The organism is Erwinia wuhanensis (assembly GCF_030484085.1).
GTDB lineage: Bacteria > Pseudomonadota > Gammaproteobacteria > Enterobacterales > Enterobacteriaceae > Erwinia > Erwinia aeris.
In genome coordinates, this window is record NZ_JAUJUH010000005.1 from 102,889 (window position 1) to 124,927 (window position 22,039).

At 59.8% G+C, this 22,039-nt stretch carries 16 protein-coding genes; 3 read left to right on the forward strand and 13 right to left on the reverse strand.

Going from position 1 to position 22,039, the window contains the following annotated elements; genetic code table 11:
* Positions 1 to 91 precede the first annotated feature (91 nt).
* Positions 92 to 1,270, forward strand: coding sequence for an aminotransferase class I/II-fold pyridoxal phosphate-dependent enzyme (locus QZH36_RS13375; RefSeq protein WP_301730427.1), 1,179 nt, complete (start codon positions 92 to 94; stop codon positions 1,268 to 1,270).
* A 102-nt stretch (positions 1,271 to 1,372) separates the two neighbouring features.
* On the opposite strand, the gene QZH36_RS13380 is transcribed toward QZH36_RS13375, so the two are convergent.
* Both QZH36_RS13380 and QZH36_RS13385 read right to left on the reverse strand, forming a co-directional pair.
* Positions 1,373 to 3,781 carry a glycoside hydrolase family 31 protein gene (locus QZH36_RS13380; protein ID WP_301730428.1) on the reverse strand — a complete coding sequence of 803 codons (2,409 nt, stop codon included), beginning with the start codon at positions 3,779 to 3,781 and terminating at the stop codon, positions 1,373 to 1,375.
* A gap of 13 nt (positions 3,782 to 3,794) precedes the next feature.
* Positions 3,795 to 5,096 (reverse strand): MFS transporter, encoded by a 1,302-nt coding sequence (locus tag QZH36_RS13385; protein ID WP_301730429.1) that lies wholly within the window; start codon positions 5,094 to 5,096, stop codon positions 3,795 to 3,797.
* Between the two features lie 398 nt (positions 5,097 to 5,494).
* Between QZH36_RS13385 and uxuA the strand changes: the two genes are divergently transcribed.
* Positions 5,495 to 6,673: a mannonate dehydratase gene (gene uxuA, locus QZH36_RS13390; protein WP_301730430.1), complete on the forward strand. Its 1,179-nt coding sequence runs from the start codon at positions 5,495 to 5,497 to the stop codon at positions 6,671 to 6,673.
* A 231-nt stretch (positions 6,674 to 6,904) separates the two neighbouring features.
* Complete coding sequence (gene uxuR, locus QZH36_RS13395; RefSeq protein WP_301251161.1) at positions 6,905 to 7,693, forward strand: Uxu operon transcriptional regulator; 789 nt, start codon at positions 6,905 to 6,907, stop codon at positions 7,691 to 7,693.
* On the opposite strand, the gene QZH36_RS13400 is transcribed toward uxuR, so the two are convergent.
* The 11 genes from QZH36_RS13400 to QZH36_RS13450 all read right to left on the reverse strand — a co-directional run bounded on the left by QZH36_RS13400 (position 7,686) and on the right by QZH36_RS13450 (position 22,037).
* Positions 7,686 to 9,119, reverse strand: coding sequence for a glycoside hydrolase family 1 protein (locus tag QZH36_RS13400; protein WP_301730431.1), 1,434 nt, complete (start codon positions 9,117 to 9,119; stop codon positions 7,686 to 7,688). The two genes, uxuR and QZH36_RS13400, sit on opposite strands and share 8 nt — an antisense overlap.
* A gap of 108 nt (positions 9,120 to 9,227) precedes the next feature.
* Positions 9,228 to 9,893 carry an RES family NAD+ phosphorylase gene (locus QZH36_RS13405; protein WP_253460248.1) on the reverse strand — a complete coding sequence of 222 codons (666 nt, stop codon included), beginning with the start codon at positions 9,891 to 9,893 and terminating at the stop codon, positions 9,228 to 9,230.
* Positions 9,886 to 10,560 carry an antitoxin Xre/MbcA/ParS toxin-binding domain-containing protein gene (locus QZH36_RS13410; protein ID WP_301730432.1) on the reverse strand — a complete coding sequence of 225 codons (675 nt, stop codon included), beginning with the start codon at positions 10,558 to 10,560 and terminating at the stop codon, positions 9,886 to 9,888. Before QZH36_RS13410 ends, QZH36_RS13405 begins: the two co-directional genes overlap by 8 nt.
* Positions 10,561 to 10,680: 120 nt before the next feature.
* Positions 10,681 to 11,727: a 7-bladed beta-propeller protein YncE gene (gene yncE / locus QZH36_RS13415; protein ID WP_301730433.1), complete on the reverse strand. Its 1,047-nt coding sequence runs from the start codon at positions 11,725 to 11,727 to the stop codon at positions 10,681 to 10,683.
* A gap of 72 nt (positions 11,728 to 11,799) precedes the next feature.
* A complete protein-coding gene (locus tag QZH36_RS13420; protein WP_253460240.1) occupies positions 11,800 to 12,222 on the reverse strand; it encodes a hotdog fold thioesterase in 423 nt (140 codons plus the stop codon).
* The gene (dhbA, locus tag QZH36_RS13425; protein WP_301730435.1) at positions 12,222 to 12,974 is read right to left on the reverse strand and encodes a 2,3-dihydro-2,3-dihydroxybenzoate dehydrogenase; all 753 of its coding nucleotides are present in this window, start codon (positions 12,972 to 12,974) and stop codon (positions 12,222 to 12,224) included. Before dhbA ends, QZH36_RS13420 begins: the two co-directional genes overlap by 1 nt.
* Positions 12,971 to 13,822, reverse strand: a complete 852-nt coding sequence (locus QZH36_RS13430) for an isochorismatase (RefSeq protein WP_253460234.1) — start codon at positions 13,820 to 13,822, stop codon at positions 12,971 to 12,973. The genes dhbA and QZH36_RS13430 overlap by 4 nt, the downstream gene beginning before the upstream one ends.
* 14 nt (positions 13,823 to 13,836) lie before the next feature.
* Positions 13,837 to 15,450 carry a (2,3-dihydroxybenzoyl)adenylate synthase gene (locus QZH36_RS13435; protein WP_301251064.1) on the reverse strand — a complete coding sequence of 538 codons (1,614 nt, stop codon included), beginning with the start codon at positions 15,448 to 15,450 and terminating at the stop codon, positions 13,837 to 13,839.
* A gap of 9 nt (positions 15,451 to 15,459) precedes the next feature.
* Positions 15,460 to 16,638, reverse strand: a complete 1,179-nt coding sequence (locus QZH36_RS13440; RefSeq protein WP_301730436.1) for an isochorismate synthase — start codon at positions 16,636 to 16,638, stop codon at positions 15,460 to 15,462.
* A gap of 222 nt (positions 16,639 to 16,860) precedes the next feature.
* Complete coding sequence (entS, locus tag QZH36_RS13445) at positions 16,861 to 18,117, reverse strand: enterobactin transporter EntS (protein ID WP_253460226.1); 1,257 nt, start codon at positions 18,115 to 18,117, stop codon at positions 16,861 to 16,863.
* Positions 18,114 to 22,037, reverse strand: a complete 3,924-nt coding sequence (locus tag QZH36_RS13450) for an enterobactin synthase subunit F (RefSeq protein ID WP_445235130.1) — start codon at positions 22,035 to 22,037, stop codon at positions 18,114 to 18,116. Before QZH36_RS13450 ends, entS begins: the two co-directional genes overlap by 4 nt.
* Positions 22,038 to 22,039 lie beyond the last annotated feature (2 nt).

Sequence of the window (22,039 nt, forward strand, 5' to 3'; positions counted from 1 at the left end):
TTTTATTGCTTACTGCCGGGACGTGATGCTGTTTTATGCCGTGGCCCACTGTGCGATAGTGGCACCCTCCTTTTATCTGTTCGGAATAATAATGCCGGTATTTTCTCCCTCTGCGCTGGTTAATGAATTAGAAGAGAATCTGTTCAGCGCGCTCGAAAAAATGGCCGCCCAGGTGGAGTCCTTGCAGCGTCCGCTCATCGATCTCTCTTCCGGCAGTCCCCGACAGCCCACGCCGCCAGCCGTGGTGGCCAGCCTGCAAGCCGCTGCGGCACGGCCCGAAAACCACGACTATCCCTCTTTTTGGGGAAAATTTACGCTGCGCCAGGCGATTGCCCGCTTTTATCAACGTCAGTACGGCGTTGAGCTGGATCCTGAACATGAGATCGCCGTTTTTCACGGCGCGCACATTGGCGTTACGGGCCTGCCGCGAGCTTTACTCAACCCCGGCCAGTATCTGATTTCAACCGATCCCTGCTATCCCATTTACCGCTCTGCCGCCGTGCAGGCGCAGGCTGAATTTTATGGTATCCCGCTTCATGCCGCGCGCCGGTTCCTGCCTGACTTTACTGAAGTGCCTGAAAAGATCGCGCGTCAGGCCGGGCTGCTGATGCTGAACTATCCGCACAACCCTACCGGTGCCATCGCCACGCCTGGGCTGTTTGCAGAGGCGCTGGAATTTGTCCAACGCTGGCAGATCCCGCTGCTGCATGATTTTGCCTATGCCGCCATTGGCCAGCGCGCTGGGGAAAAACCGCTGAGCCTGTTAGCCCGGCCAGAGGCAAAGCAGTGGGGTGTGGAAATCTATACGCTGTCGAAAACCTTCCTGATGGCAGGCTGGCGTTTTGGTTTTGTCGTGGGCAACGCCTCGATTATCAGCGCTTTTAAAAAACTGCATACGCATAGCTACAGTACGGTGTTCGGGGCGGTGCAGGACGCTGCCGTGACGGCGTTGGATCTGCCGGAGAACGAGGTGACGCACTTTGCCGCCATTTATCATCGCCGTCGCGAAAAGGTTATCCAGGCGCTTCGCGCGATGCGCTGGCCGGTCGACGAGCGCCAGGGCACCTTTTTCCTCTGGCTCCCCGTGCCTGCGGGTTTCAGCGCGCAACAGTTTACCGAAAAGCTGCTGCGCGACGCTCAGGTACTGGTTGCGCCAGGACACGGCTTTGGCGCGGGCGGCGAAGGTTTTGTGCGCCTGAGCCTGACCGCCAGCGAGGAAGCCCTGGCGGAAGCGCTGAAGCGGATAGCGGCGCTGAAGCTGTTTGCTTAAAAATGCACGGGATATAATGCAAAGGCTCCTTTTGTAGTTCAGGCGTAGGGGGTTCAACCGCCACGGCTATTTTACACTGGCCGTGGCGCTCTATTTACGGTATCAGCCCGCCAGGTGCCAAGCCTCTTGTGCTATGTCAGCCACCGCTATTCTGCCCCCATCGGCCTGTTCAACCTCATTAATAAACAGGCGGCGGCGTTCGCCTGCGGGCAACGAGACAGCCAGCCGCCGCCATGCCGGTTTAAACTGTCCCTGGCGGGAAAAGCTTACCCGTACAGCATCCGCCTCGCAGCGCATCTCCCAGTGCAGCAACAGCGCCCGGCCTTCTTTATAACCCCATGATTCGCCATCGTCCTCAAAAAGACAGCCGCTGGCGGTGCCGATCCCCCTCTGCGGAAACAGAAGCAGCTCCCGGCTATCGTCGGCGCGGGCGTCAACATGCTGTAAACGCTCGCTTATCGGCAGCCCCGCTCCGGCACGTACCAGCAGCGGCAGCTTTTCCAGCGGCGCGGCGAGCGTGATCCACTGGCCGCCGCTGTACCACTGGTGCGTGTAAAAGTCGTACCAGCCGTTCGGGTTATCCGGCAGCCACAGGCGCCGCTCGCGCTGCCCCGGCTCTACCACGCTGGCCACCAGCAGGTCGCGACCCAGCATAAACTCGTCGCATTCCGCAAAGGTCTGCGCATCATGCTCATGGTCGAGGAAGGTCGGCCGCAGCATTGGCTCGTCTTCGCTATAAGCCTGCCAGAGCAACGTGTAGAGATAAGGCAGCAGGCGATAACGCAAGGCGATGGCTTCACGCACGGCTGGCGTGACGGCCGGATACATCCAGGGTTCGTTGACGGTGCCGTCATCGTTCCAGGAGTGAATTGTAAACCGAGGATGCATCACGCCGTTTTGCACCCAGCGCACAAAGAGTTCCGCGTCGGGCCTGTCGCCAGCGAAACCGCCCACGTCATGCCCCACGTTATACAGGCCGGAAAGGCTCATCCCCAGGCCCATTCGGATGTTGTAACGAAGCGACTGCCAGCTGGTGCGGTTATCGCCGCTCCAGGTCTGTACATAGCGCTGCATCCCGGCGCAGCCCGAACGAGAGATCAGAAAAGGCCGTTGATCCGGCGCGAAGCGCTGCTGCGCCTCCATTGAGGCCCGCATCATTAACAGCGGCATGACCGGACGAAGATGCTTAATGGCTATCGCTTTTCCAAAGCCGTAACAGCGCGCCTCGCCATCCCAGATTTCATATTCATTGTTGTCGTTCCAGCTGGCATCAATGCCTTTTGCCAGCAGCTGACCGGTAAGATTTTCCTGCCACCAGGCGATGGCGCCAGGATGCGTGAAATCGAGGTGGGAACCTTCATCGTCCCAGAACACGGAGCGTTCCGGCGCGTCGCTTTCTGAATCACGAATAAAGAAGCCCTTTTCCGCCACCTCCTGATAGCAGGGATGATCCTTTAGCAGGCAAGGTTTGATATTGGCCGCCAGCCGCAGGCCTGCCCGGTGAAAAGCCCCGGTCATCGCTTCCGGCTGCGGCACCTTGTCATGATTCCAGTGAAAGACATAGCGCTTGTTATTAATCGAGGTATAGCCGGAAGAGAGCTGGAAAGAGTCGCAGGGGATCGCATGCTGTTGGCACAGCCGGATAAAATTTAACAGCTGGGCCTGCGCATCCGGCGCGTCCGTGTAGTGCATGGTAGAGCCGCTGTAGCCCAGGCTCCATTTCGGCCCGAAGCAGGTTTTTCCGGTCAGCCGGACAAAAGCTTTGGTGACGTCGACCAGCCGCGCGGCGGCAAAAAAGTAGTAATCGATATCGCCGCTTTCCGCCTGCCAGCGCCGATAGGGCGCATGATAATTATCCAGCTCGTTCCCCAAATCAAACCAGCTGCTGCTCAGGTTGTCGTAAAACAGCCCAAAACTGGCCCCGCTCCGATGGGTCAGCGTAAACGGCACGTGCTTATAAAGCGGATCGGTCGAGGCGGCGTTATAGCCCATAGCGTCCAGATTGCGCATCTCAAAACGCCTGCCGTTACGTTGCAGATCGCCCGCTTTTTCTCCCAGCCCATAATAGCGATCGTCATTCATCCGCCGCTGGTAGTGCGCCACGCCGTCGCCATGAGCGTTAAGCAGGTAAGCGCCGCTGGGGCGATCGCTGGCCAGAAACACCCACTCTCCGCCGCTATTCCGATAGTGCCATTCCAGCCACAGCGGCTGATGAATCGTCACCCGCAGCTGCTCCGTCGCGATAATCAGCCTGTCATCCTGCTCCGTCAGCGCGTAGCCCGGCAGGGAGAAACCCGCCAGGCTTTCACGCGGCCGCCCTTCCCAGGGCACATCCTCCTGCGGCGCAATGCTCCAGGTACGATCCAAAGCAAACTGCCCATGCCGTTTGAGCGTGACCCGGATTAGCGCCTGTTCCAGTACCGACAGGCACAGCAGATGGCGGTTATCCACCCTGAGCTCAATACTATTTTTGTCCGAAGCGTTCAGGCTCCAGTGCTTAAGCGTTTTCATCGTTATCTTCCCTTCAGGCGCGTGCGGCGCGGCGTTCAGCAATAAAAGCGATCAGAAACAGTGCGCCGATCAGATCGAAAAATCCTATCGCGATAAACAGCGGATTGAAGCCGATTTTGTCCGCCGTCAGGCCAATGAGCAGAGAAAAGAGAAAGCTGGCGATCCACGCGCAAGAGCCTCGCATGCCGTTTACGGTTGCCATTTCGCCTTTATCGAACTTTTCCACCACCAGCGCGCTCAGCATGCAGGAGATAATCTGATGCCCGAAGCCGCCCACGGAAATCAAGGCAATCGCGATATAGGGATCTTTGGTAACGGCTACCAGCGCCAGCGATACCATCAGAAACGCGCCGGTGATCGAGCTGGCGACCACGCCGTTGACCTGCGTAAAGCCAAACAGGCGCGTATAGAGGCGCGTCAGATAGCCGCTGGCTATGCTGCCCAGATCGGCGGCCAGAAACGGCAGCCAAGCGAATAAGGCGATCTGCTTTAAATCCATACCCAGATCGTTTGCCAGATAGAGCGGCACCCAAAAACTTAATACGCCCCAGGCCGGTTCGGCCATAAAGGCCGGAATGGCTATCCCGTAGAATCGCTTGTTTTTGCCTACCGAACGCAGCGCGCGAAACAAGCTCTGTTTCACGGCGGGCGGTTCATTATCCTGCTGGATAAGGGCCAGCTCTTTTGCGCTCAGATTGGGATGGTCGGCCGGATTGTGATAAAAAAGCGCCCATAATCCAACCCACGCCATCGCCAGAAAACCGGTAAACAGAAAAGCGCCCTGCCAGCCGAAGGCGGCGTGCGCAAAATAGATAATGGGTGGCGCCAGCATCGCGCCGATGGAAAAGCCCACGCCAGCCCAGCCGGCCGCAATCGGCCGCTCTTTTTTAGGAAACCACTCGCCCAGTACTTTGGCATTGGCGGGCGTGGCCGCCGCCTCTGCGCCGCCCATAACAAAACGCAGGATCGCCAGCTGTAGCCAGCCGCCCGCGCCAGCATGGAGCAAACAGGTCAACGCCCAGACGGTGGCGCAAATCAGGAAACCGATTTTCAGCCCGATAACGTCAATAAGCCAGCCGCAAACCGGCTGAAACAGGGTGTAGGCCAGTTGAAAAGCGCCCACGATCCAGGAATAGTGTTCCGTCGTGATGCCCAGGCTGGTTTTCAGCTCGGGTGCCAGAATAGCTAATGAATTGCGGGTGATATAGTTAACCGTGACGCCGGTTAAAAACAGGATGAGTACCCACCATCGCAGATTGGGGAAGGTACGTTTGCTACCTGCTGCGCTTATTTGTCGCTCTAAACTGCGGTTCATCTGCTTCTCCCTTTCAATGACACCGCCCTGGCTTTGCGCCTGGCCACAATATTGGTCAACCAATTAAAGGCGAGGTCGTCCTGATTATCAATCGATCTGATACCGTCAAGGCATCAGCTCAGATGCGCCCACAGCCCGCAAGGGTAAGCTGCCGCAGGGACTTACTTCGGCAAAGCAGCACTGGCATCCGAGCTGGAGTGAAGCACAGTTCCCGACCCCGGTCGCCAGCCTGATAATATATTTGTGATAAGGTTAACCAAATAATCCATTTTGGTTGACTTATTTATACGGATAACTAATTCTGCCCGTAACAGAGCGGGACGCCGTGCGGCCAGCCCGCGCTGTCCGTTAACATGTGGCGGCACGCGTCGCGTTTAGCTAAGAGCATGGAGGTGAAAATGGAACAAACCTGGCGCTGGTATGGCCCCGAGGATCCCGTCTCGCTGGCAGATGCGAGACAGGCTGGCGCAACGGGCATCGTCACCGCCCTGCACGCTATTCCCAACGGCGAGGTGTGGTCACAAGAGGCGATCCGCGAGCGAAAGACGCTGATCGAAGCTGCCGGGCTGGTCTGGTCAGTGGTGGAAAGCGTCCCCGTTCATGAAGAGATCAAAACCCGTAGCGGGCAGTGCGAGCGGTGGATAGAAAATTATCAGCAAACGCTTCGCAACCTGGCCGCGTGCGGCATCACTACTGTTTGCTACAACTTTATGCCCGTGCTGGACTGGACGCGCACCGATCTGGGCTGGACTTTACCTGACGGGGCAAAGGCGCTGCGTTTCGATCAGATCGCCTTTGCCGTTTTCGATCTGCATCTTTTACAGCGGCCCGGTGCAGAACAGGATTACAGCGCCAGGGAGATTGCCGAAGCCAGAGAGCGGTTTATAACCATGAGCGAGGAAAGCAAGGCTCGTCTGGTGCGTAATATTATTGCCGGACTGCCGGGCGCGGAAGAAGGCTATACCCTGGATCGGCTGCGCGCGCAGCTTCGGCGCTATGCCGCTATCGATAAAGCCCGGCTGCGCGAAAATTTCAGCCACTTTTTACGCCATATTATTCCGGCAGCGGAAGCCGTCGGCGTGCGGATGGCGGTGCACCCGGACGATCCGCCGCGCCCTATTCTCGGTCTGCCGCGCATTGTCTCTGACGCTGAGGACTGGCAGTGGATGGTCGACACGGTCAGCAGCATGGCTAACGGCTTTACCTTCTGTACCGGGTCGCTGGGCGTGCGGGCCGATAACGATCTGGTCGCCATATTTGAACAGTTCGCCCCGCGTATCTATTTTGCCCATCTGCGCGCCACCCGACGCGAAGAAAATCCCGCCAGCTTCCACGAGGCCCCTCACCTGGCGGGCGATGTCGATATGTATGCGGTAGTCAAAGCGATCGCCCACGAGGAACATCGGCGTAAAACGGCTGGCAAAGAAGATCTTATTCCGATGCGGCCCGATCATGGCCACCAGATGCTGGACGATTTGCACAAACAAACCAACCCCGGCTATTCGGCGATTGGCCGCCTGAAAGGCCTGGCGGAAGTGCGTGGCGTGGAGCTTGCGGTTCATCGCGCCTTTTTTTAGTGCCTGCTGAGTGAGCATTGCTGTTTAAGGATAATGATTTATGGGCTGCCGGGCGGCATGGCGCGGGATATCTGCATCAACAATGCGGCGCGCTGTTTCGCGCCGTAGTCTTTGTCGTCCGGCCTGGTCAATTGCTGCCCGCAGCTGGCCCGCCCGCTGCCATCAATATGCTATAGTCAGCCGCTCACGGCGGTGATAACACCGGTCAGCCCAGCAACTTAAAAGAACATGATGAAATTAACTCCCTCTCAACAGCGGCCCTACCAGGAAGTCGGCGAAATGCTTCGTAAGCTGATCGCGCAAAAGCCTTACGCCGTCGGCGAGCGTCTGCCGCCTGAACGTGAAATCGCCGAAAAGCTGAACGTGACCCGAACTCTGGTGCGAGAAGCGCTGATCATGCTGGAGCTGGAAGGACTGGTTGAAGTCCGGCGCGGCGCGGGGATTTTCGTACTGGCCGATCGCGCTACGCCGCAGGCGCCTGCGGCGGCGGAAAGCGCCTGTAACGACGCCGGCCCGTTTGAAATGCTGCAGGCGCGGCAGCTGCTGGAAAGCAATATCGCCGGGTTCGCGGCCATCCAGGCCACGCGCGACGATATCCGCAAAATGCGCCAGGCGCTGGAGCTGGAGGAGCAGGAGCTGGCTTCCGGCGCGGTCAATGAAACCGAAAACGGCGACATGAACTTTCATCTGGCGATAGCCCAGGCGACGCACAACAGTATGCTGGTCGAACTGTTTAAGCAGTCCTGGCAGTGGCGCGAAAACAATACCATGTGGAGCCAGCTACACCGCCACCTCGATAACACCCACTACCGTAAAGAGTGGCTGAGCGATCATAAAAAGATCCTCGTGGCGCTGATTAAAAAGGATGCCCGCGCGGCGAAGCTGGCCATGTGGCAGCATCTGGAAAACGTAAAGCACCGCCTGCTGCAGTTCTCCGACGTGGACGATCTCGATTTTGACGGCTATCTGTTTGATTCCTGGCCGCTGGATACGGCCAACGGCCAGGCCGATCTTAGCTGAGATCGCTGCCGTTGCTGGCAATCACCTTCTGATACCAGTAGAACGATTTTTTCTTATAGCGGTTGCCGGTGCCGGAGATAGTGTCGTCCAGATCGACATAGATAAAGCCGTAGCGCTTACTCATTTCGCCGGTGGACATGCTGACCAGGTCGATGCAGCCCCACGGCGTATAGCCCATCAGCTCGACGCCGTCGTCAATCGCTTCCGCCATCGCTTCAATATGCTGGCGCAGATAGTTGATGCGGTAGTCGTCTTCCACCCGGAAGTTTTCATCCGGCTTATCAATGGCGCCCAGGCCGTTTTCGACAATAAACAGCGGCTTCTGGTAGCGATCGTAGAGCTGATTCAGCCCGATGCGCAGGCCGACAGGATCGATTTCCCAGCCCCAGTCGCTGGCCTCCAGGAACGGGTTGCGCGCGCCGCCCAGCAGATTGCCCTGAGCGGACTCCGCTTCCGCAGTTTTATTGATGGTGGTGGACATGTAGTAGCTGAAGCCGATGTAATCCACGGTATGCGCTTTGATTAACGCCATGTCGCCCGGCTGGATATCCAGCGTCACGCCCAGCGATTTCCACAGGCTTTTGGCGTAATAAGGGTAGTCGCCCTTTGCCTGCACGTCGGCGCAGTAGAAGTTAAACGACTGCATCTCTTTCAGCGTGGCCAGCTGGTTAAGCGGGTTACAGTCAAAGGCATAGGCGGTAGCGTAGATAATCATGCAGCCAATCTGAATGGCGGGATTGGTTTCGTGCGCGATTTTCACCGCCATGCTGCTGGCGACAAACTGGTTATGCCACGCCTGAAATTTCGCCTGCGGCTCCAGCGCGCCGGTTTTTACCGTCAGGCTCTGGCTCATCATCGGGAAATGTACCGCGCTGTTGATCTCGTTAAAGGTCATCCAGTACTTTACTTTCTGGCCGTAGCGTTCCAGCACCGTCCGGGCAAAGCGTTCAAAATGCTCAATGATTTCACGATTTTTCCAGCCGCCGAATTCGGTGGCGAGATGCAGCGGCATTTCATAATGGGAAAGGGTGATAACCGGCTCGATGCCGTGCGCAAGACAGGTAGCAATCACCTCATCATAATGACGCAGGCCCGCTTCGTTGGGCTGCTGCTCAACGCCGTTTGGATAGATGCGGGTCCAGGCAATGGAGAAGCGATAGCACTTAAAGCCCATCTCCTTAAACAGCGCGATATCCTCGCGGAAGCGGTGATAGTGATCGATGCCTTTATGGTTGGGATAGGTGTAGCGGGAAGGGTCGAGGGTGAAATCAAAATCAGGCGAGGAAACGATAGCCAGGCGGGACTTGCCGCCGGGAATGGCGTCCACGATGGAAAGCCCTTTGCCATCCTCGTTGTAGGCGCCTTCTACCTGATTCGCGGCGGTCGCGCCGCCCCACATAAAGCCTTGCGGAAATCTTTCTTTCATTGCATTCATCCTTTTTAAAACGGCAAGTTTTAACGGCAATTGATGACAAGATTTGTACCAGCGACGATTTTAAAGCAAAAGCAGGATGGCAGACAGGAAAGAAGCCGATTAATGCCGTGCGGGCACAATGGTCAGCGCTATGCGTTCTGCCAGCTCCAGCACTTTAAACCAGGTGCCGTGATCCTGTAGCAGAGAACGGGAAACGCCCGTGGGCCGTAGCGTTTTTACGCCGAGGCGATCGCCAAAAAGCACGATGGCGCGCGCCGCGTCATCCTGTCTGGATATCCAGAGCAATCCCTGCGCCTGCGGACACTGGCAATAAATAGCTTCGGCCCATTTTCGGGTGGCCGGATAGCAATCTTTTTCGGTATCGATTAGCTGGCTACGCTTCAGGCCGAGCTTGTGTAAAGCCAGGCTGCGTAAATCCACCAGCCTCAGCGCTTCCGTTACCTCAATAACCGAGTGCTGCTGGCCGGTAAACTTTGCCTTGTCCATGCTTTTGAACCCGGCGGTATGCGGAACGTCGTGAAACAGCGTTTCCATCAGCGCGCAGGAAAACGTCGTACCGGCATACAGCGTGGGAATAGCGCGATCTTTCTCATCTTTAATGGGGCTGAATCGCGCGTTGCCTTTAAGGCCCGGATTAAACTGCGTCGCTTGATATTTATCCAGATGGATACGGTGTAGCTTTTCACCGGCGTTAAGGAGCGTCAGGGTAACAGCAAGCTCTGCCGTGGGAGCGGGAAGCAGTAAAGCATCGGCAGAGCTAGCCATGTTCAACACCTTCTACCTCATCTTTCGCTGCTTCTATTACCTGTTCCGGGCTGCTGAGCAGCAAATCCTGCGGACGCCTGCCGCCCAGGGCGCTGTTGTCGGCCCGAAACCAGTAGGCCATTCCCCAACCGTCCTTGCTATCGGTGAAGATTTTTATGATTTCCGCCAGCGCCTTACAGGGCCGGAACCCGGTGTCCGCCGCCAGAGCCCAGGCAGGATAGTAATCAATACCGTGATGCTGAATGGTAAAAATCTGCTGCTGTTTTTTCCACTTATGCGGCTGCGCGCTGGGGTTGCGCGCGCTGAACCCGGCCAGCCCGGCCACTTCTGCCGCCGTCAGCCAGTCTCCGCTTTCCAGTACGGCCTTACGGGCCTGGATCAGCATAGCGGCTTCTTTCAGCAACGTTGGCGAGACCGGCGCCGACGGCAGCATGATTTCCGCCAGTCGCTCCAGCGATGACTGCTCCTGACGCTCCCGCAGCACCTCAAGCAAAGAAACGGTCATGTTCATAATGTTTTCCGTTAACGTCTCGACCACGCCCGGCTGTTGATGAACAAAGGTCATGGCCAATACGCGATCGGCCTGAGACTTATTTAAACGGGCCTGGATCTCTTTCGGGGTGCCTACCAGCGTCGCGATACCTGAAGAACCCGGAATGGCGCTCATAGCTTTATCCTTGGTGATGGTAGTTATGAGCAATATAACATAACCATCATTACTGACAAGGTCGCTTTTTGAACGGAAACGTAAAGATAAAGCCCCGACGTCAGCGATCGGGGCAACGGATTACAGCGCGACGCGCATCACCTCGTCAGGCGCGGCGGCTTCCTGTTTGCGGGAAGAAGCCTGCTTAACGGAGATATACAACGTCTGACCATCCGGCGACAGCGCAAGGCTGTTTGGATGGGTTGGCGCCTTAAGGGTTTTGACAACTTTATAGGTTTTGCCGTCAATAATGCTGACTTCGCCCGCCTCACGGTGGGTCACATAAATTTCATTGCGCTGCGGATTAAACAGCACCGCCAGCGATTTTGGCACGGCGACCTTCTGTATGACCTTGCCGTCTTCGGTGTTCACCACCAGCAGCTCAGGCTGCTTAGAGTCGGTGATAAAGGCGCGATGCGTGGCCGGATCCAGGCTGATATTCAGAAAGAAGTGCTCGCCCTCTGCCAGCTTCACTTTGCCAAGCAGCTTGTTGCTGGCGGTGTCGAAAGTGAAGAGTTCGTTATCGCCGCCGGTGGCGTAAAGGCGGTGCGCGGCGGTGTCCAGCGTCAGGCCGGTAGCGTGCTTGCCTAAGCCCTCCAGCGTATGGCGCAGCGTCAGCTTATCGCCATCCACCACCCAGATGCGGCTCTCTTCGCCCACGCCGCCGATATAAACCGTATTGGTATTTTCATCTACCGCCAGCTCACGCGGCGCCAGCGGACGGAAATTTTCGCTGCGCGGACGCGCATCCAGCACCAGACGTCCTTTTACCTGACCGCTTTTTACATCGATCGCGGTGACCGTGCTGTCCAGCGTGTTGCCGACAAAAAGCGTGTCGGTTTTATTGTTGATTGCCGTACCAAAGGGCTTGAGGTCGTTGTGGATCGCCTGAGTAATGGCCAGGGTCTGCGGATCGAGGCGGTAAACCACGCCGCCCTTATCCAGCTGGCGGCTGCCGGAGGTTGCCACATACAGCGCCTGCTGCGACGGGCTGTAAGCCATTTCATAAGCGCCTTTGGCAACGGGCTGGCGCAGCGGTTCAGCGGTTTCACTGTGGGCGGGGATCGCGGCGGCAAACAGCGCCAGCGTTAACAGGTAGCCTTTTCCACGGCTGAAGGTAGCGTTCATATTCTCTCCATGTAACTGAATGATCAGAGGTAAAGCGGCCCGACGTGCTGTCTTGCGGCGGCGGGCCGAAAATTAGCCCAGCAGCGCCGTGGTCAATCTTGCGGTACAGCAGCGCCTGTCCCTGTCGTCATAGATAGCGATTTCCCAGACCTGCTGGCTTCTGCCAAGATGCAGCGGCTGACACACGCCGCGCACCAGGCCGCCGGTCACGGCGCGATGGTGGCTGGCGTTAATCTCCGTGCCGACCACGCACTGCCCTTCCTGGCTGGTCAAAAAGCCGGCCATCGATCCTAACGTTTCCGCCAGCGCGACCGACGCGCCGCCGTGCAGCAGGCCAAAAGGCTGCTGCGTACGGGCATCGACCGGCATGGTCGCCTCCAGCCTGGCCTCTTCCAGCAGCGTAAAGGTCATGCCCAGATGGGCGACCATCGATCCGTCGCCCATGCGGTTAAGCTCATCCAGACTCAGCTGGCGCTTCCAGATAGATTTTGTCATTACGCCCCCAGCGTGCTGCCACCGTCGATCACAATATCCTGCATCGTGATATGGCTGGCTTGATCGGACGCAAGGAACAGGATGGTACTGGCGACCTCCTCTGGCCGGGCGATTTTGCCCAGCGGAATACCGACTTTAAACTGCTCCGCGAAGCCGCGAATGCGCTGCTGTTCGGCATCCGGGCTTTTCCACAGCGTGCGCTGCATATCGGTATCGGTCGAGCCTGGCGACACCAGGTTGCAGCGCACGCCGAAAGAGGCCAGCTCCAGGCCAACCGTCAGGCTGAGGCTGCGCAGCGCCGCTTTCGACGCGCCGTAGGCCGACATGCCGATGCGCGGACAGTGCGCAGCGTCCGACGCCACGGTGACGATAGCGCCGCCGCGCTGCTCGCGGAACCACGGCATGGTCTGCTGGAACAGGTTAAACGCGCCGCCGACGTTGACGGCCATCACCGCTTCCCAGTCCGCCACGTCCAGCTCATCCGTCGCGCCCATCCGCAGAATGCCCGCGCCGTTGACCAGCACGTCCAGTCGCGGCGTTTCCGGCCGCAGCCGCTGGCATACCGCTTTTACCTGCTGCGCGTCGGCCACGTTCAGCTCCACGGTCTGAAACGGGTAATCGGCCTGAGGGAAAGCGAGATCCAGCCCGACTACCGTCGCGCCCGCCTCGTGAAAGGCCAGCGCGGTGGCATAGCCAATGCCTTTACCGGCACCGGTTACCCAAATATGTTTATTGGTAAAATCGAGGTTCATGCGCGCTCCCGCGACAGCAGACGCCACCAGGCCGCCAGCGTCGGTTCTTTCGCCAGCATCACAAAATCGATATCGCCGTAAACTTTACGCCAGCGCGCCGCCAGCGCCATCATGCGCACCGAATCCAGGCCGTAATCGATCAGGTTCTCATCCTCTTCCGGCGTTTCGTCCTCATCCAGCATCGGCTGCACCAGCGCGCGCAGCTGCGCCATGCTCAGCGGCACCGGCAGCAGATCTTCCGTCAGCACCACTTTCCCGGCGCGACCGGCGGTGTATTTCAGCGCCATCAGGTGCTCGTCGCGGCTGAAGTCAGCCAGCGCATCCGCCACCATAAAGGGCTGGATATCCCGCATAAAGGCATCGATAGCAGTGGTCAGGCAGCCGATATGCGCGTACACGCCGCAGATAATCAGCTGGTCGCGGCCGGTCTCTTTCAGGTGCTGCTCCAGCGGCGAGCGATGGAAGGCGCTGTAGCGCCATTTCACCAGCACTTCGTCACCCTCTTCCGGCGCCAGTTCGGCTACGACTTTCTGCTGCTCCGGATGTTTATTCAGCCCCGGCCCCCACATATCGTTCAGCAGCGCGCGGTCTTTATCGCTTTGATGATTAGGCTGCGCCGTGTAGTAAACCGGAATGCCGTTCTGGCGGCAGTATTCACGCAGCGCGGCGATATTGCTGATGACCTGTTTGATCATCGGGCAGTCTTCGCCCCAGAAATTAATAAAATAGTTCTGCATATCGTGGATCAGCAGCGCGCCCCTGGCGGGTTCAAACGTCCATTTGACCTTGTTTTCTGGCAGGTCGGCGGCGGCAGGCAGCGCATAGGCTTTCAGTGCAGGGATAGTCATTTTTTCTCCGGAATTCAGTTGGTCTGGCTGGCGGCCAGCTGTTGACGCAGGCGTTTTTTATCCACTTTACCGACGGGCGTCAGCGGCAGTTCGTCAACGGTTTCAATACGATCGGGCAGCTTGTAGTCCGCCACGCCAAGCTCGCGCAGATAGCGGCGGATCTCCACGGCGCGCACGGGACGTTTGCCCACGATAAAGGCGCAGCTTTTTTCGCCCAGCAGGCTGTCCTCCATTGAGACCAGCGCAACGTGCAGAATGGCCTCGTGGCGTAACAGCAGGTTTTCGATCTCTTCAGCGGCAATTTTCTCGCCGCCGCGATTGATCTGATCTTTTTCGCGGCCCTGCACGCAGATATAGCCGTCCGGCGTAATGGAGACCAGGTCGCCGGAACAATAGAAGCCGTTGGCGTCAAAGGCCTGCGCGTTGTGCTCCGGGCTGCGGTAATAGCCGCGGAAGGTGTACGGGCCGCGCGTCATCAGCCGTCCGGTTTCGCCCTGCGGCAGCGGATTGCCCTGCTCGTCCGCGACCCAGACCTCATCGTCCGGGCTCATCGGCGTGCCCTGCGTCGAGAAGATGTGCCACTCGTCGTCGGTCAGCTGCGTATAGTTGACCAGCCCTTCCGCCATGCCGAAGACCTGTTGCAGCCGGCAGCCAATTTCTGCCGGAATGCGTGCCGCCAGCGCTTCGCTTAAGCGCGCGCCGCCAACCTGCAACAGCTGGAGCGAGCCAAGCGCCCGATTGCTGCCCCACTCCTGAATCGCCTGTAGCCAGAGGCTGACCGCTGGCGGCACCAGCGCCGTCGCCGTAATCTGGTGTTTTTCAATCAGCGGGAAACAAAGGTTGGCGCTCGGATCGCCTGCCAGCACCACCAGGCCGCCGCCATAAAACACGCCGAAGGCGCCCGGCGAACTGAGCGGATAGTTGTGCGCGGCGGGCAAAGCGCAGAGATAGCGGGTTTTTTCGTTAAAGCAACAGACTTCCACGCTGCGGCGGATGCTGTAGTAGTAGTCGTTATGGGTACGCGGGATCAGCTTGGGCGTGCCGGTACTGCCGCCGGAAAGCTGGAAAAACGCGACTTCGTCAGCGGCGGAAGGCGCAGCGACAAACTCGCCTTGCGCCTCGTCAATTAAGGCCGCAAGCGAGGTATCGTCCTCACGAGCGTTGCGCAGCACCACCTCACGCAGCGACGGATAGCGCTGGCGCAGCGGTTGCAGATAGTCGTCGGTGGCGAACAGCGCGTGCTGACGATCGGCGATCAGCAAAGCAGGCTCAATCTGGCTGGCGTAGGCGTCCAGCTCCTGGCGCTGATGGCTGAACAGCGCGTTGACCGGCGCCACGCCGAGCTTCAGCAGTGCAAACAGCACGATATAGAATTCGGCCACGTTGCCCAGCTGCACCAGCGCGGTATCGCCGCACTTCAGGCCGCGACGCTGTAAGGCCGCCGCCAGACGGGTGCTGGCGCTCTCCAGCTGCCGGTAGCTGTATGCGCGGTCGCCGTCGATCAGCGCCGTTTCCGTGCTGTCGGCATGGCGAGTCAAAATATCCGTTAGCGGCAGATCCAGCCAGTAGCCTTTTTCACGGTAGCGGGCCGCAAAATCGTCGGGCCAGCGGGAATAGGAAATCGTCATAAAATAGCCTTATTGCAGTCCAAATACGTGCAGCATGGTGCTGAGCTTGACGCCGGTTTCGCGCCATTCCGATTCCGGCGAAGAGGCCGGAACGATGCCCGCGCCGGCGAACAGGCGAATGTTTTTTCCGGCCAGCGTGCCGCAGCGAATGGTCACCACCCATTCGCCGTTGCCTTCGTCGTCGCACCAGCCGACGATGCCGCCGAACAGCTCGCGGTTAAACGGCTCCAGCTTTTCAATCCACTCGCAAGCGGCAACGTGCGGATAACCGCTCAGCGCGGGCGTAGGATGCAGCAGGCAGGCGAGCGACAGCGCCGTTTCCTCAGCCGCTGCGGCTTTGCCTTCAATCGCGGTAGCAAGGTGCCACAGCGTCGAAGTAGTGATCAGCTCCGGCTTGTCCGGCACCGCCAGAGAGCGGCTGCGCGGTTTCAGCACGTCGTACATGGCGTTGGTCACCAGGCGGTGCTCGTAGCGATCTTTTTGCGAGTACATCAGCTTTTCGCCTACCGCAAGATCGCGCGCTTTGTCGCTGCGATCGCGTCTGGCCGAGCCCGCCAGCGGCAGCGAAGTGTAGGTTTCGCCCGACTTACGCAGCAGCAGCTCCGGGCTGGCGCCCAGCAGCGTGCTGCCGTCGGCCAGCGGAACATGGAAGTGATAGCTGCCAGGGTTGAGCGCAATCAGGCGATCCATTAACGCCGTAGCCTGCACCGGCTCGGCGGTAGTGATATCGATCAGACGCGAGAGCACCACTTTATCCAGGCCAGGCTGGGCGGTCGCTTCCGCTGCTTTCGCCACCATCTCCATAAATTCAGCCTGTTCAGGAATGTTCTGGCGCGCGGTAATTACTGGCTCTACGGCAGATCTCGCCTGCTGCGCCGACTCTGGCTGCTGCTGGCGGGAGAATGCCTCATGACGCTCAGGAATAAATAGCGCGGAAGGCTGGCGCGTATCAAAGGGGATGGCGCCAACCATCACCGGGCGCATAATCCCTTTGGCCCTGGCTGCGGCAAAGGCGCTGCGTACCTGCTGCTGGAAAGCGCCCTGCAGGTTGTCGCCGTCGGCGGCGGGACAGGTAATTTCGGCAAAGCGACCAGTGGTGATAAAGCTTTTCCACGACGATGCGAAGAAAAAGCTCTCAGATGAGAGAGAAACTGATGGTTTAACTGCATCAGCGCAAAGCGTCTCCATAACGGCCTCCAGCCACAACGATAAAAAGTATAATAATGATTATCATTTGCATTATTACCGCGTAACTTTAAGTAAATTCTTTGTGATGTCAAGCAACGTTTCGCAGTTTAAAACAGTGCAAAACACCACGCCGCGACCGGGCGCAACGTTTGCGCCGTTATTAGCATCATTTGGCAGCATTACCTGCCGCCAGGGCAGGTAAGGAAGGACTAAAACCCGATGTTATTCAGTTACGCTTTCTCCCGGCGAAGCGGGCGCGGGCTGGCGATAGCGTCGGAGCGAACCGAAGGCGGCGGCCAGCACCAGGCTGACGATGGCCAGCCCCAGGCCGCTGCTGCTGGCGGCGGTGGCGGGCAGCATCACCGTGGTCATCGCGCCCAGCAGCAGCGCGCCCAGCGAGTCACCCATCACGTTTTGTGCCGTCCACAGGCCGTTGATACGGCCCAGCATCGCGTCCGGCGTCAGCGTCTGGATCAGCGTGTATTGCAGCAGCGCGCTCAGGGCGCTCAGGTAGCCGAACAGCATCAGACAGAGCGCGCCCGCCTCCCAGTAAGGCATCAGGCCGCACAGCCCTACCGCGACGAAAGCGGCGACGGCGGTGAAAAGCATCACCTTGCCCGGACGCGGATGCTGTGCCAGATTGCCGCTGGTCAGCGCCCCTGCGGCCGCGCCGAGCGGTACGGCAGCATAGAGAAAGCCGATCTGCTGCGCGCTCAGCTCCCAGCGAATGGCCAGCGCCGGATAAAGCACGCGTACCGCCGTCGCCATGGTCAGCAGCGCGCCCACCAGCGCCACGCCGCCGATCAGACGATGGCCGAGCAGAAAGGTAAAGCCTTCCGCCAGCGACCGTAGCGGCCTGGCGTGCGACTGCGGCGGCGGCGGCAACGACGGCAGACGCAGCAGCGGGATCAGCGTAATAAAGGTGCCCGCCGCCGCCAGCGCGAAGTTCCAGAATACGCCGCCCGCTGCGAGCAGCACGCCGCCCACCATCGGCGAGATCACCGCGCCCAGTCTGACCGTGAGCATGGTGATCGCCCCGGCCTGCATCAGGTTTTCACGGCCCACCAGCGCGGGCGTGGCGGCAAGCAGCGCCGTCACGCCGATGGCGCCGAAAAAGCCGTCCCAGATGCCCAGCAGGTAGATGGCGGTCAGCGACGGGGACGGCATGGCGGCATTGACGCACAGGCCGATAAAGCCCAGCCCGCAGGTCGATCGCGCGAACAGGATCAGCCGCCGACGCTCGTGGCGATCCGCCAGCACGCCGCCCAGCATCAAACCGGTAAACAGGGCCGCGCCGGTCAGCGTGACCGCCAGGCTTACCTGCCAGGCAGAACCGGTCAGCTGCTGGATCTGCACCGGCACGCCGACGCCAAGTAGGCCCAGCGCCAGGATAGAGATAAAGCGGGCGATAAACACCGCCCGAAAATCAGGGTGCGTCTTCAGCAGGCTGAGGCTGAGCATAAAGGTCTGTTTTTTCATTGTGTTGCCCGATCCAGCAGTTGGTTAAGGCGTGGGCCGATATGGGTAAACGCCTCTGCCGAAATAATATCCACATGCGCGCATTCCACCGGGAAGGTTTGCAGCGCGTCGAGCCATGGCGCCCACGCGGTGTGCGCATCCTGCCCCGGCTTCAGCGTTTTCTGCGCGACGAACAGCGTGGCTTCCCCGACGAAGCGGCGGCTTTTCGCGGTCGCCAGCAGCCTGACCGCATCGCCGTAGTTGCCTTCGATAGCGCCAAACAGCGCCTGGCTGGCCGAGGCCGCCAGCGACTCGCGCAGCGACGCCTGGGCGGCCATAAAGGCTTCACGCTCGCGGTCGATTTCCGCCAGCACTTCGGCATCCAGCTGGTTATTCCGTGACCAGTTTTGCGTTTCCGGCGGCCAGGTATCCAGCAGCCCCAGGAAGGCGACTTTTTCGCCCTGCGCCTGCAGGCGCGCCGCGATAGCGTGCGCCAGCGTGCCGCCCAGCGAATAGCCCAGCAGATAGTAAGGGCCGTGCGGCTGCTGCTCGCGCAGCGTGGCCAGATGCCGCTCGCAAAGCTCATCAAGATTTTCCGCCTGCTGCATTGGCCCGTGCGGGCGCGGCGACTGAATGCCGATCAGCGACCAGCGCGCGTCCAGATAGCGTTGCAGAATGCTGAACTGCCAGGCGAAGCCGGAGGCCGGATGGAAGCAAAACAGCGTGGGGCCGTGCGAACGCCGCAGCGGCAGGATGGTTTCCATGCCCGCGCGGCTCGCCTCTTCTTCGCTCTGCCGCGTCAGCTTTTCCGCCAGCGCGCCGACGGTGGACGCCACCATAATCAGCCCCGGCGTCACCGGTCTGTCGAGACGGCGACGCAGATCGACCGCCAGCCGCATCGCCAGCAGCGAATGGCCGCCGAGGGCAAAGAAGTCATCATTAACCGAGCGGATCTCGCAGTCCAGCAGGCGGGCAAAGGCTTCGGCCACCACGGTTTCCACACCATCTGCCGGCGCGCGACCTGCGGCGTGGGCCAACTGTGGCAGCGGCAGCGCCTTGCGATCCAGCTTGCCGTTAGCGCTTAGCGGGAAAGCCGCCAGCTGCACCAGCACCACCGGCACCATGTGCGCGGGCAGGCGATCGCTAAGCTGCTCGCGTAGCGCGGCCGTATCCAGTTCGCCGGACGCGGCCACCACGTAGCCCACCAGCTGCCGTTGATCGCCGCCGCCCGCGCTGGCGTTGCCGAGCACGCAGGCATGGGTAACCGCCTGCGCCACGTTATCCAGCGACAGCAGCGCCTGATCGATCTCGCCCAGCTCGATCCTCTGTCCACGGATCTTAAGCTGATCGTCGCTGCGGCCCAGATATTCCACCGCGCCGTTCTCCAGCCAGCGCGCCACGTCGCCGGTGCGGTACATTCTTGCGCCCTCGCCTTCCGGATCGGCAATAAAACGGCTGGCGGTCAAATCGGCTCGCGCCAGATAGCCCTGCGCCAGCTGCACGCCGGTCAGATAGAGATCGCCCGCAATGCCCGGCGGCACCGGCTGCATATTGCCATCCAGGATGCGCAGCCCGGTGTTCCAGACCGGATAGCCAATCGGCACGCTTGCGCCCGTTACGTTGGCCAACGCTTCGCCGTAGGCCGGATACCAGCTCACATCCACCGCCGCTTCGGTCGGGCCATAAAGATTGTGCAGCGGCACGGCCGTTTTGTCCTGCCACTGGCGACAGAGATCGGTCGGCAGCGCCTCGCCGCTACAGAATACCCGCCGTAAAGAAGCACAGTGGGCCACGGCCTCGTCATCGGTTAACGCGGTGACAAACGCCGCCAGCATGGAAGGAACGAAGTGCGTAGTTGTGACACCGTAACGGCTGAACAGCGCCTGGAGCGCCTGCGGATCGCGATGCGCTTCCGGTGGCGCCATCACCAGCTGCGCGCCAGTCAGAAACGGCCAGAAAAATTCCCAGACCGAGACGTCAAAACTGCACGGCGTCTTTTGCAGCACTACATCGTCGGTAGTCAATCGATAGTGGTCCTGCATCCACAGCAGGCGGTTTACGATCGCCTGCTGGCCGACCATGACGCCTTTTGGCCGTCCGGTTGAGCCGGAGGTATAAATCACATAGGCGGTATGGTACGGGCGTGACAGATCCTGAGCAGGCGCAAGATCCACTGTCGGCAACGGCTGGTGGTAGCAGAAGCTTTGCAGATTTTCGAGCTGCGCAAAGCGGCCCAGCTGTTCTTCGGTGGTGATTAACAGACGCGGGTTAGCGTCTTCCAGCATCATGCTCAGCCGATCGGTCGGATAGCCGGTATCCAGCGGCAGCCAGGCGGCGCCCAGCTCCACAATGGCCTGTAGGGCAAGCGACAAAAATACCGAACGCGGCAGCGCCACGGCCACGATGTCGCCCGCCTGCACGCCCCGCTTTTGCAGCGCCTGAGCCAGCGCCGTTACCTGCTGACGCATCTCGCGGTAGGTAAAACTATGCTGGTCATCCGCCAGCGCGTCTGCGTCCGGGGTGCGCCGCGCCTGCGCCATAATCAGGCTGCTCAGCGTGGTTTGCGGTACCTCGATCGCCGTATCGTTAATCTGCCGCAGCCGCTTTTCCTCATGCGGGTGCAGCAGCGTCGCCTGCGCGTAGGTCAACGTCGGATGGCCCGCGAACTGGCTAAGCAGCAGCGGCAGGCGGGCAAGATGCTCACGCAGCGTTTCCGCCTGATAGCGCTCCGCGTTCGCCAGGATTTCCAGCGAGACGTTGCCCTCTTCGTCCGGGTAGAGCGCGATTTCCAGATCGCGTACCGGGCCGGAAGCCAGCTGGTGGGTCACGCCTTCGATACCGGCAAAATCCAGCCGGTAGTCAAACATTTTCAGGTTAATGACCGGGCCGAACAGCGGCTCGCTCAGCTGGCCGATATCCCTTTGGATTTGCTCCGCGTCGTAGCGCTGATGGCGGCGCGCTTTTTTCAACTGCTGCTGCAGCGCCTCCGCCAGCTGTGGCAACGTGGCCTGAGGATCGAGCCGTATCGCCATTGGCAGCACGTTGAGCACCGGCCCGGTGGCGCTCAGCGCGGCCGATCCCAGGCGGCGCATAAAGATAAAGCCCGCGCTGTATTCCGCCCGCGCGCTGAGGCGGCCCAGCCACACCGCAACCAGCGCCAGCGCCAGTTCCGACGCGCTGAGCTGGCTTTGCGCCCGCAGCTCGCGGAAATCTTCGCGGCTCAGCTGCAAATGCTGACGAATAAGATGCGTGGTGGCGCTTTGTCCGTTCAGCGGCAGCGGCGACAGGCTGGCGGGCATCGGCAGCTGGCTCGCCTGCTCTTTCCAGAAGGCGGCATCGCGCTGGCGGGTCGCGGAGGCGCTATAGCGATCGTACTCCTCCACCACGTCGCTGAAAGGGACGAAAGGCGAAGGCTTCGGCTCGCTGCCGGTGCAAAGCGCAGTATAAATCTCCGCAATGCGACGAGTGATGGCGGTAAAGCTGAAGCCGTCCACCACCAGATGATGAAAACGCTGATACCAGTACCAGCGGCTTTCGCTCAGGCGAAAAAGAATATGACGGTAGATCGGACTGCCGCTGCTGATGCGCAAATCCTGATCCAGATCCTGCTGCATACGCGCCAGCGCCGCCGCTGCGGGATCGGCCTCGTGGCGCAGATCGACGCACTCCGGCAGGGTAAAGTCAGCGTCGGCATCGACCCACTGCATCGGCACGCCGTCCCTTTCGGTAAAGCGCATCCGCAGCGTGTCCGCCTCCTGCATCCCGCACACCACGGCCTTGCGCAGCAGCGGCTCATTCAACGCGCCGTTCAGCTCCACATAGTGCGCCACGCTCCAGGCGTTTACCTGTGACGAAAGCTGTTCCGCCATCCAGATACCGGACTGCGCCGCTACCAGCGGCATCATTTGCTGCTGCACTTTATGCATCAGCGCCTCGCTCATTT

Bases quoted from the DNA above. Each gene is read 5' to 3' on its own strand.
- QZH36_RS13375 (WP_301730427.1), top strand. From the start codon at position 92: ATGCCGGTATTTTCTCCCTCTGCGCTGGTTAATGAATTAGAAGAGAAT.
- QZH36_RS13380 (WP_301730428.1), bottom strand. From the start codon at position 3,781: ATGAAAACGCTTAAGCACTGGAGCCTGAACGCTTCGGACAAAAATAGT.
- QZH36_RS13385 (WP_301730429.1), bottom strand. From the start codon at position 5,096: ATGAACCGCAGTTTAGAGCGACAAATAAGCGCAGCAGGTAGCAAACGT.
- uxuA (WP_301730430.1), top strand. From the start codon at position 5,495: ATGGAACAAACCTGGCGCTGGTATGGCCCCGAGGATCCCGTCTCGCTG.
- uxuR (WP_301251161.1), top strand. From the start codon at position 6,905: ATGAAATTAACTCCCTCTCAACAGCGGCCCTACCAGGAAGTCGGCGAA.
- QZH36_RS13400 (WP_301730431.1), bottom strand. From the start codon at position 9,119: ATGAAAGAAAGATTTCCGCAAGGCTTTATGTGGGGCGGCGCGACCGCC.
- QZH36_RS13405 (WP_253460248.1), bottom strand. From the start codon at position 9,893: ATGGCTAGCTCTGCCGATGCTTTACTGCTTCCCGCTCCCACGGCAGAG.
- QZH36_RS13410 (WP_301730432.1), bottom strand. From the start codon at position 10,560: ATGAGCGCCATTCCGGGTTCTTCAGGTATCGCGACGCTGGTAGGCACC.
- yncE (WP_301730433.1), bottom strand. From the start codon at position 11,727: ATGAACGCTACCTTCAGCCGTGGAAAAGGCTACCTGTTAACGCTGGCG.
- QZH36_RS13420 (WP_253460240.1), bottom strand. From the start codon at position 12,222: ATGACAAAATCTATCTGGAAGCGCCAGCTGAGTCTGGATGAGCTTAAC.
- dhbA (WP_301730435.1), bottom strand. From the start codon at position 12,974: ATGAACCTCGATTTTACCAATAAACATATTTGGGTAACCGGTGCCGGT.
- QZH36_RS13430 (WP_253460234.1), bottom strand. From the start codon at position 13,822: ATGACTATCCCTGCACTGAAAGCCTATGCGCTGCCTGCCGCCGCCGAC.
- QZH36_RS13435 (WP_301251064.1), bottom strand. From the start codon at position 15,450: ATGACGATTTCCTATTCCCGCTGGCCCGACGATTTTGCGGCCCGCTAC.
- QZH36_RS13440 (WP_301730436.1), bottom strand. From the start codon at position 16,638: ATGGAGACGCTTTGCGCTGATGCAGTTAAACCATCAGTTTCTCTCTCA.
- entS (WP_253460226.1), bottom strand. From the start codon at position 18,117: ATGAAAAAACAGACCTTTATGCTCAGCCTCAGCCTGCTGAAGACGCAC.
- QZH36_RS13450 (WP_445235130.1), bottom strand. From the start codon at position 22,037: ATGAGCGAGGCGCTGATGCATAAAGTGCAGCAGCAAATGATGCCGCTG.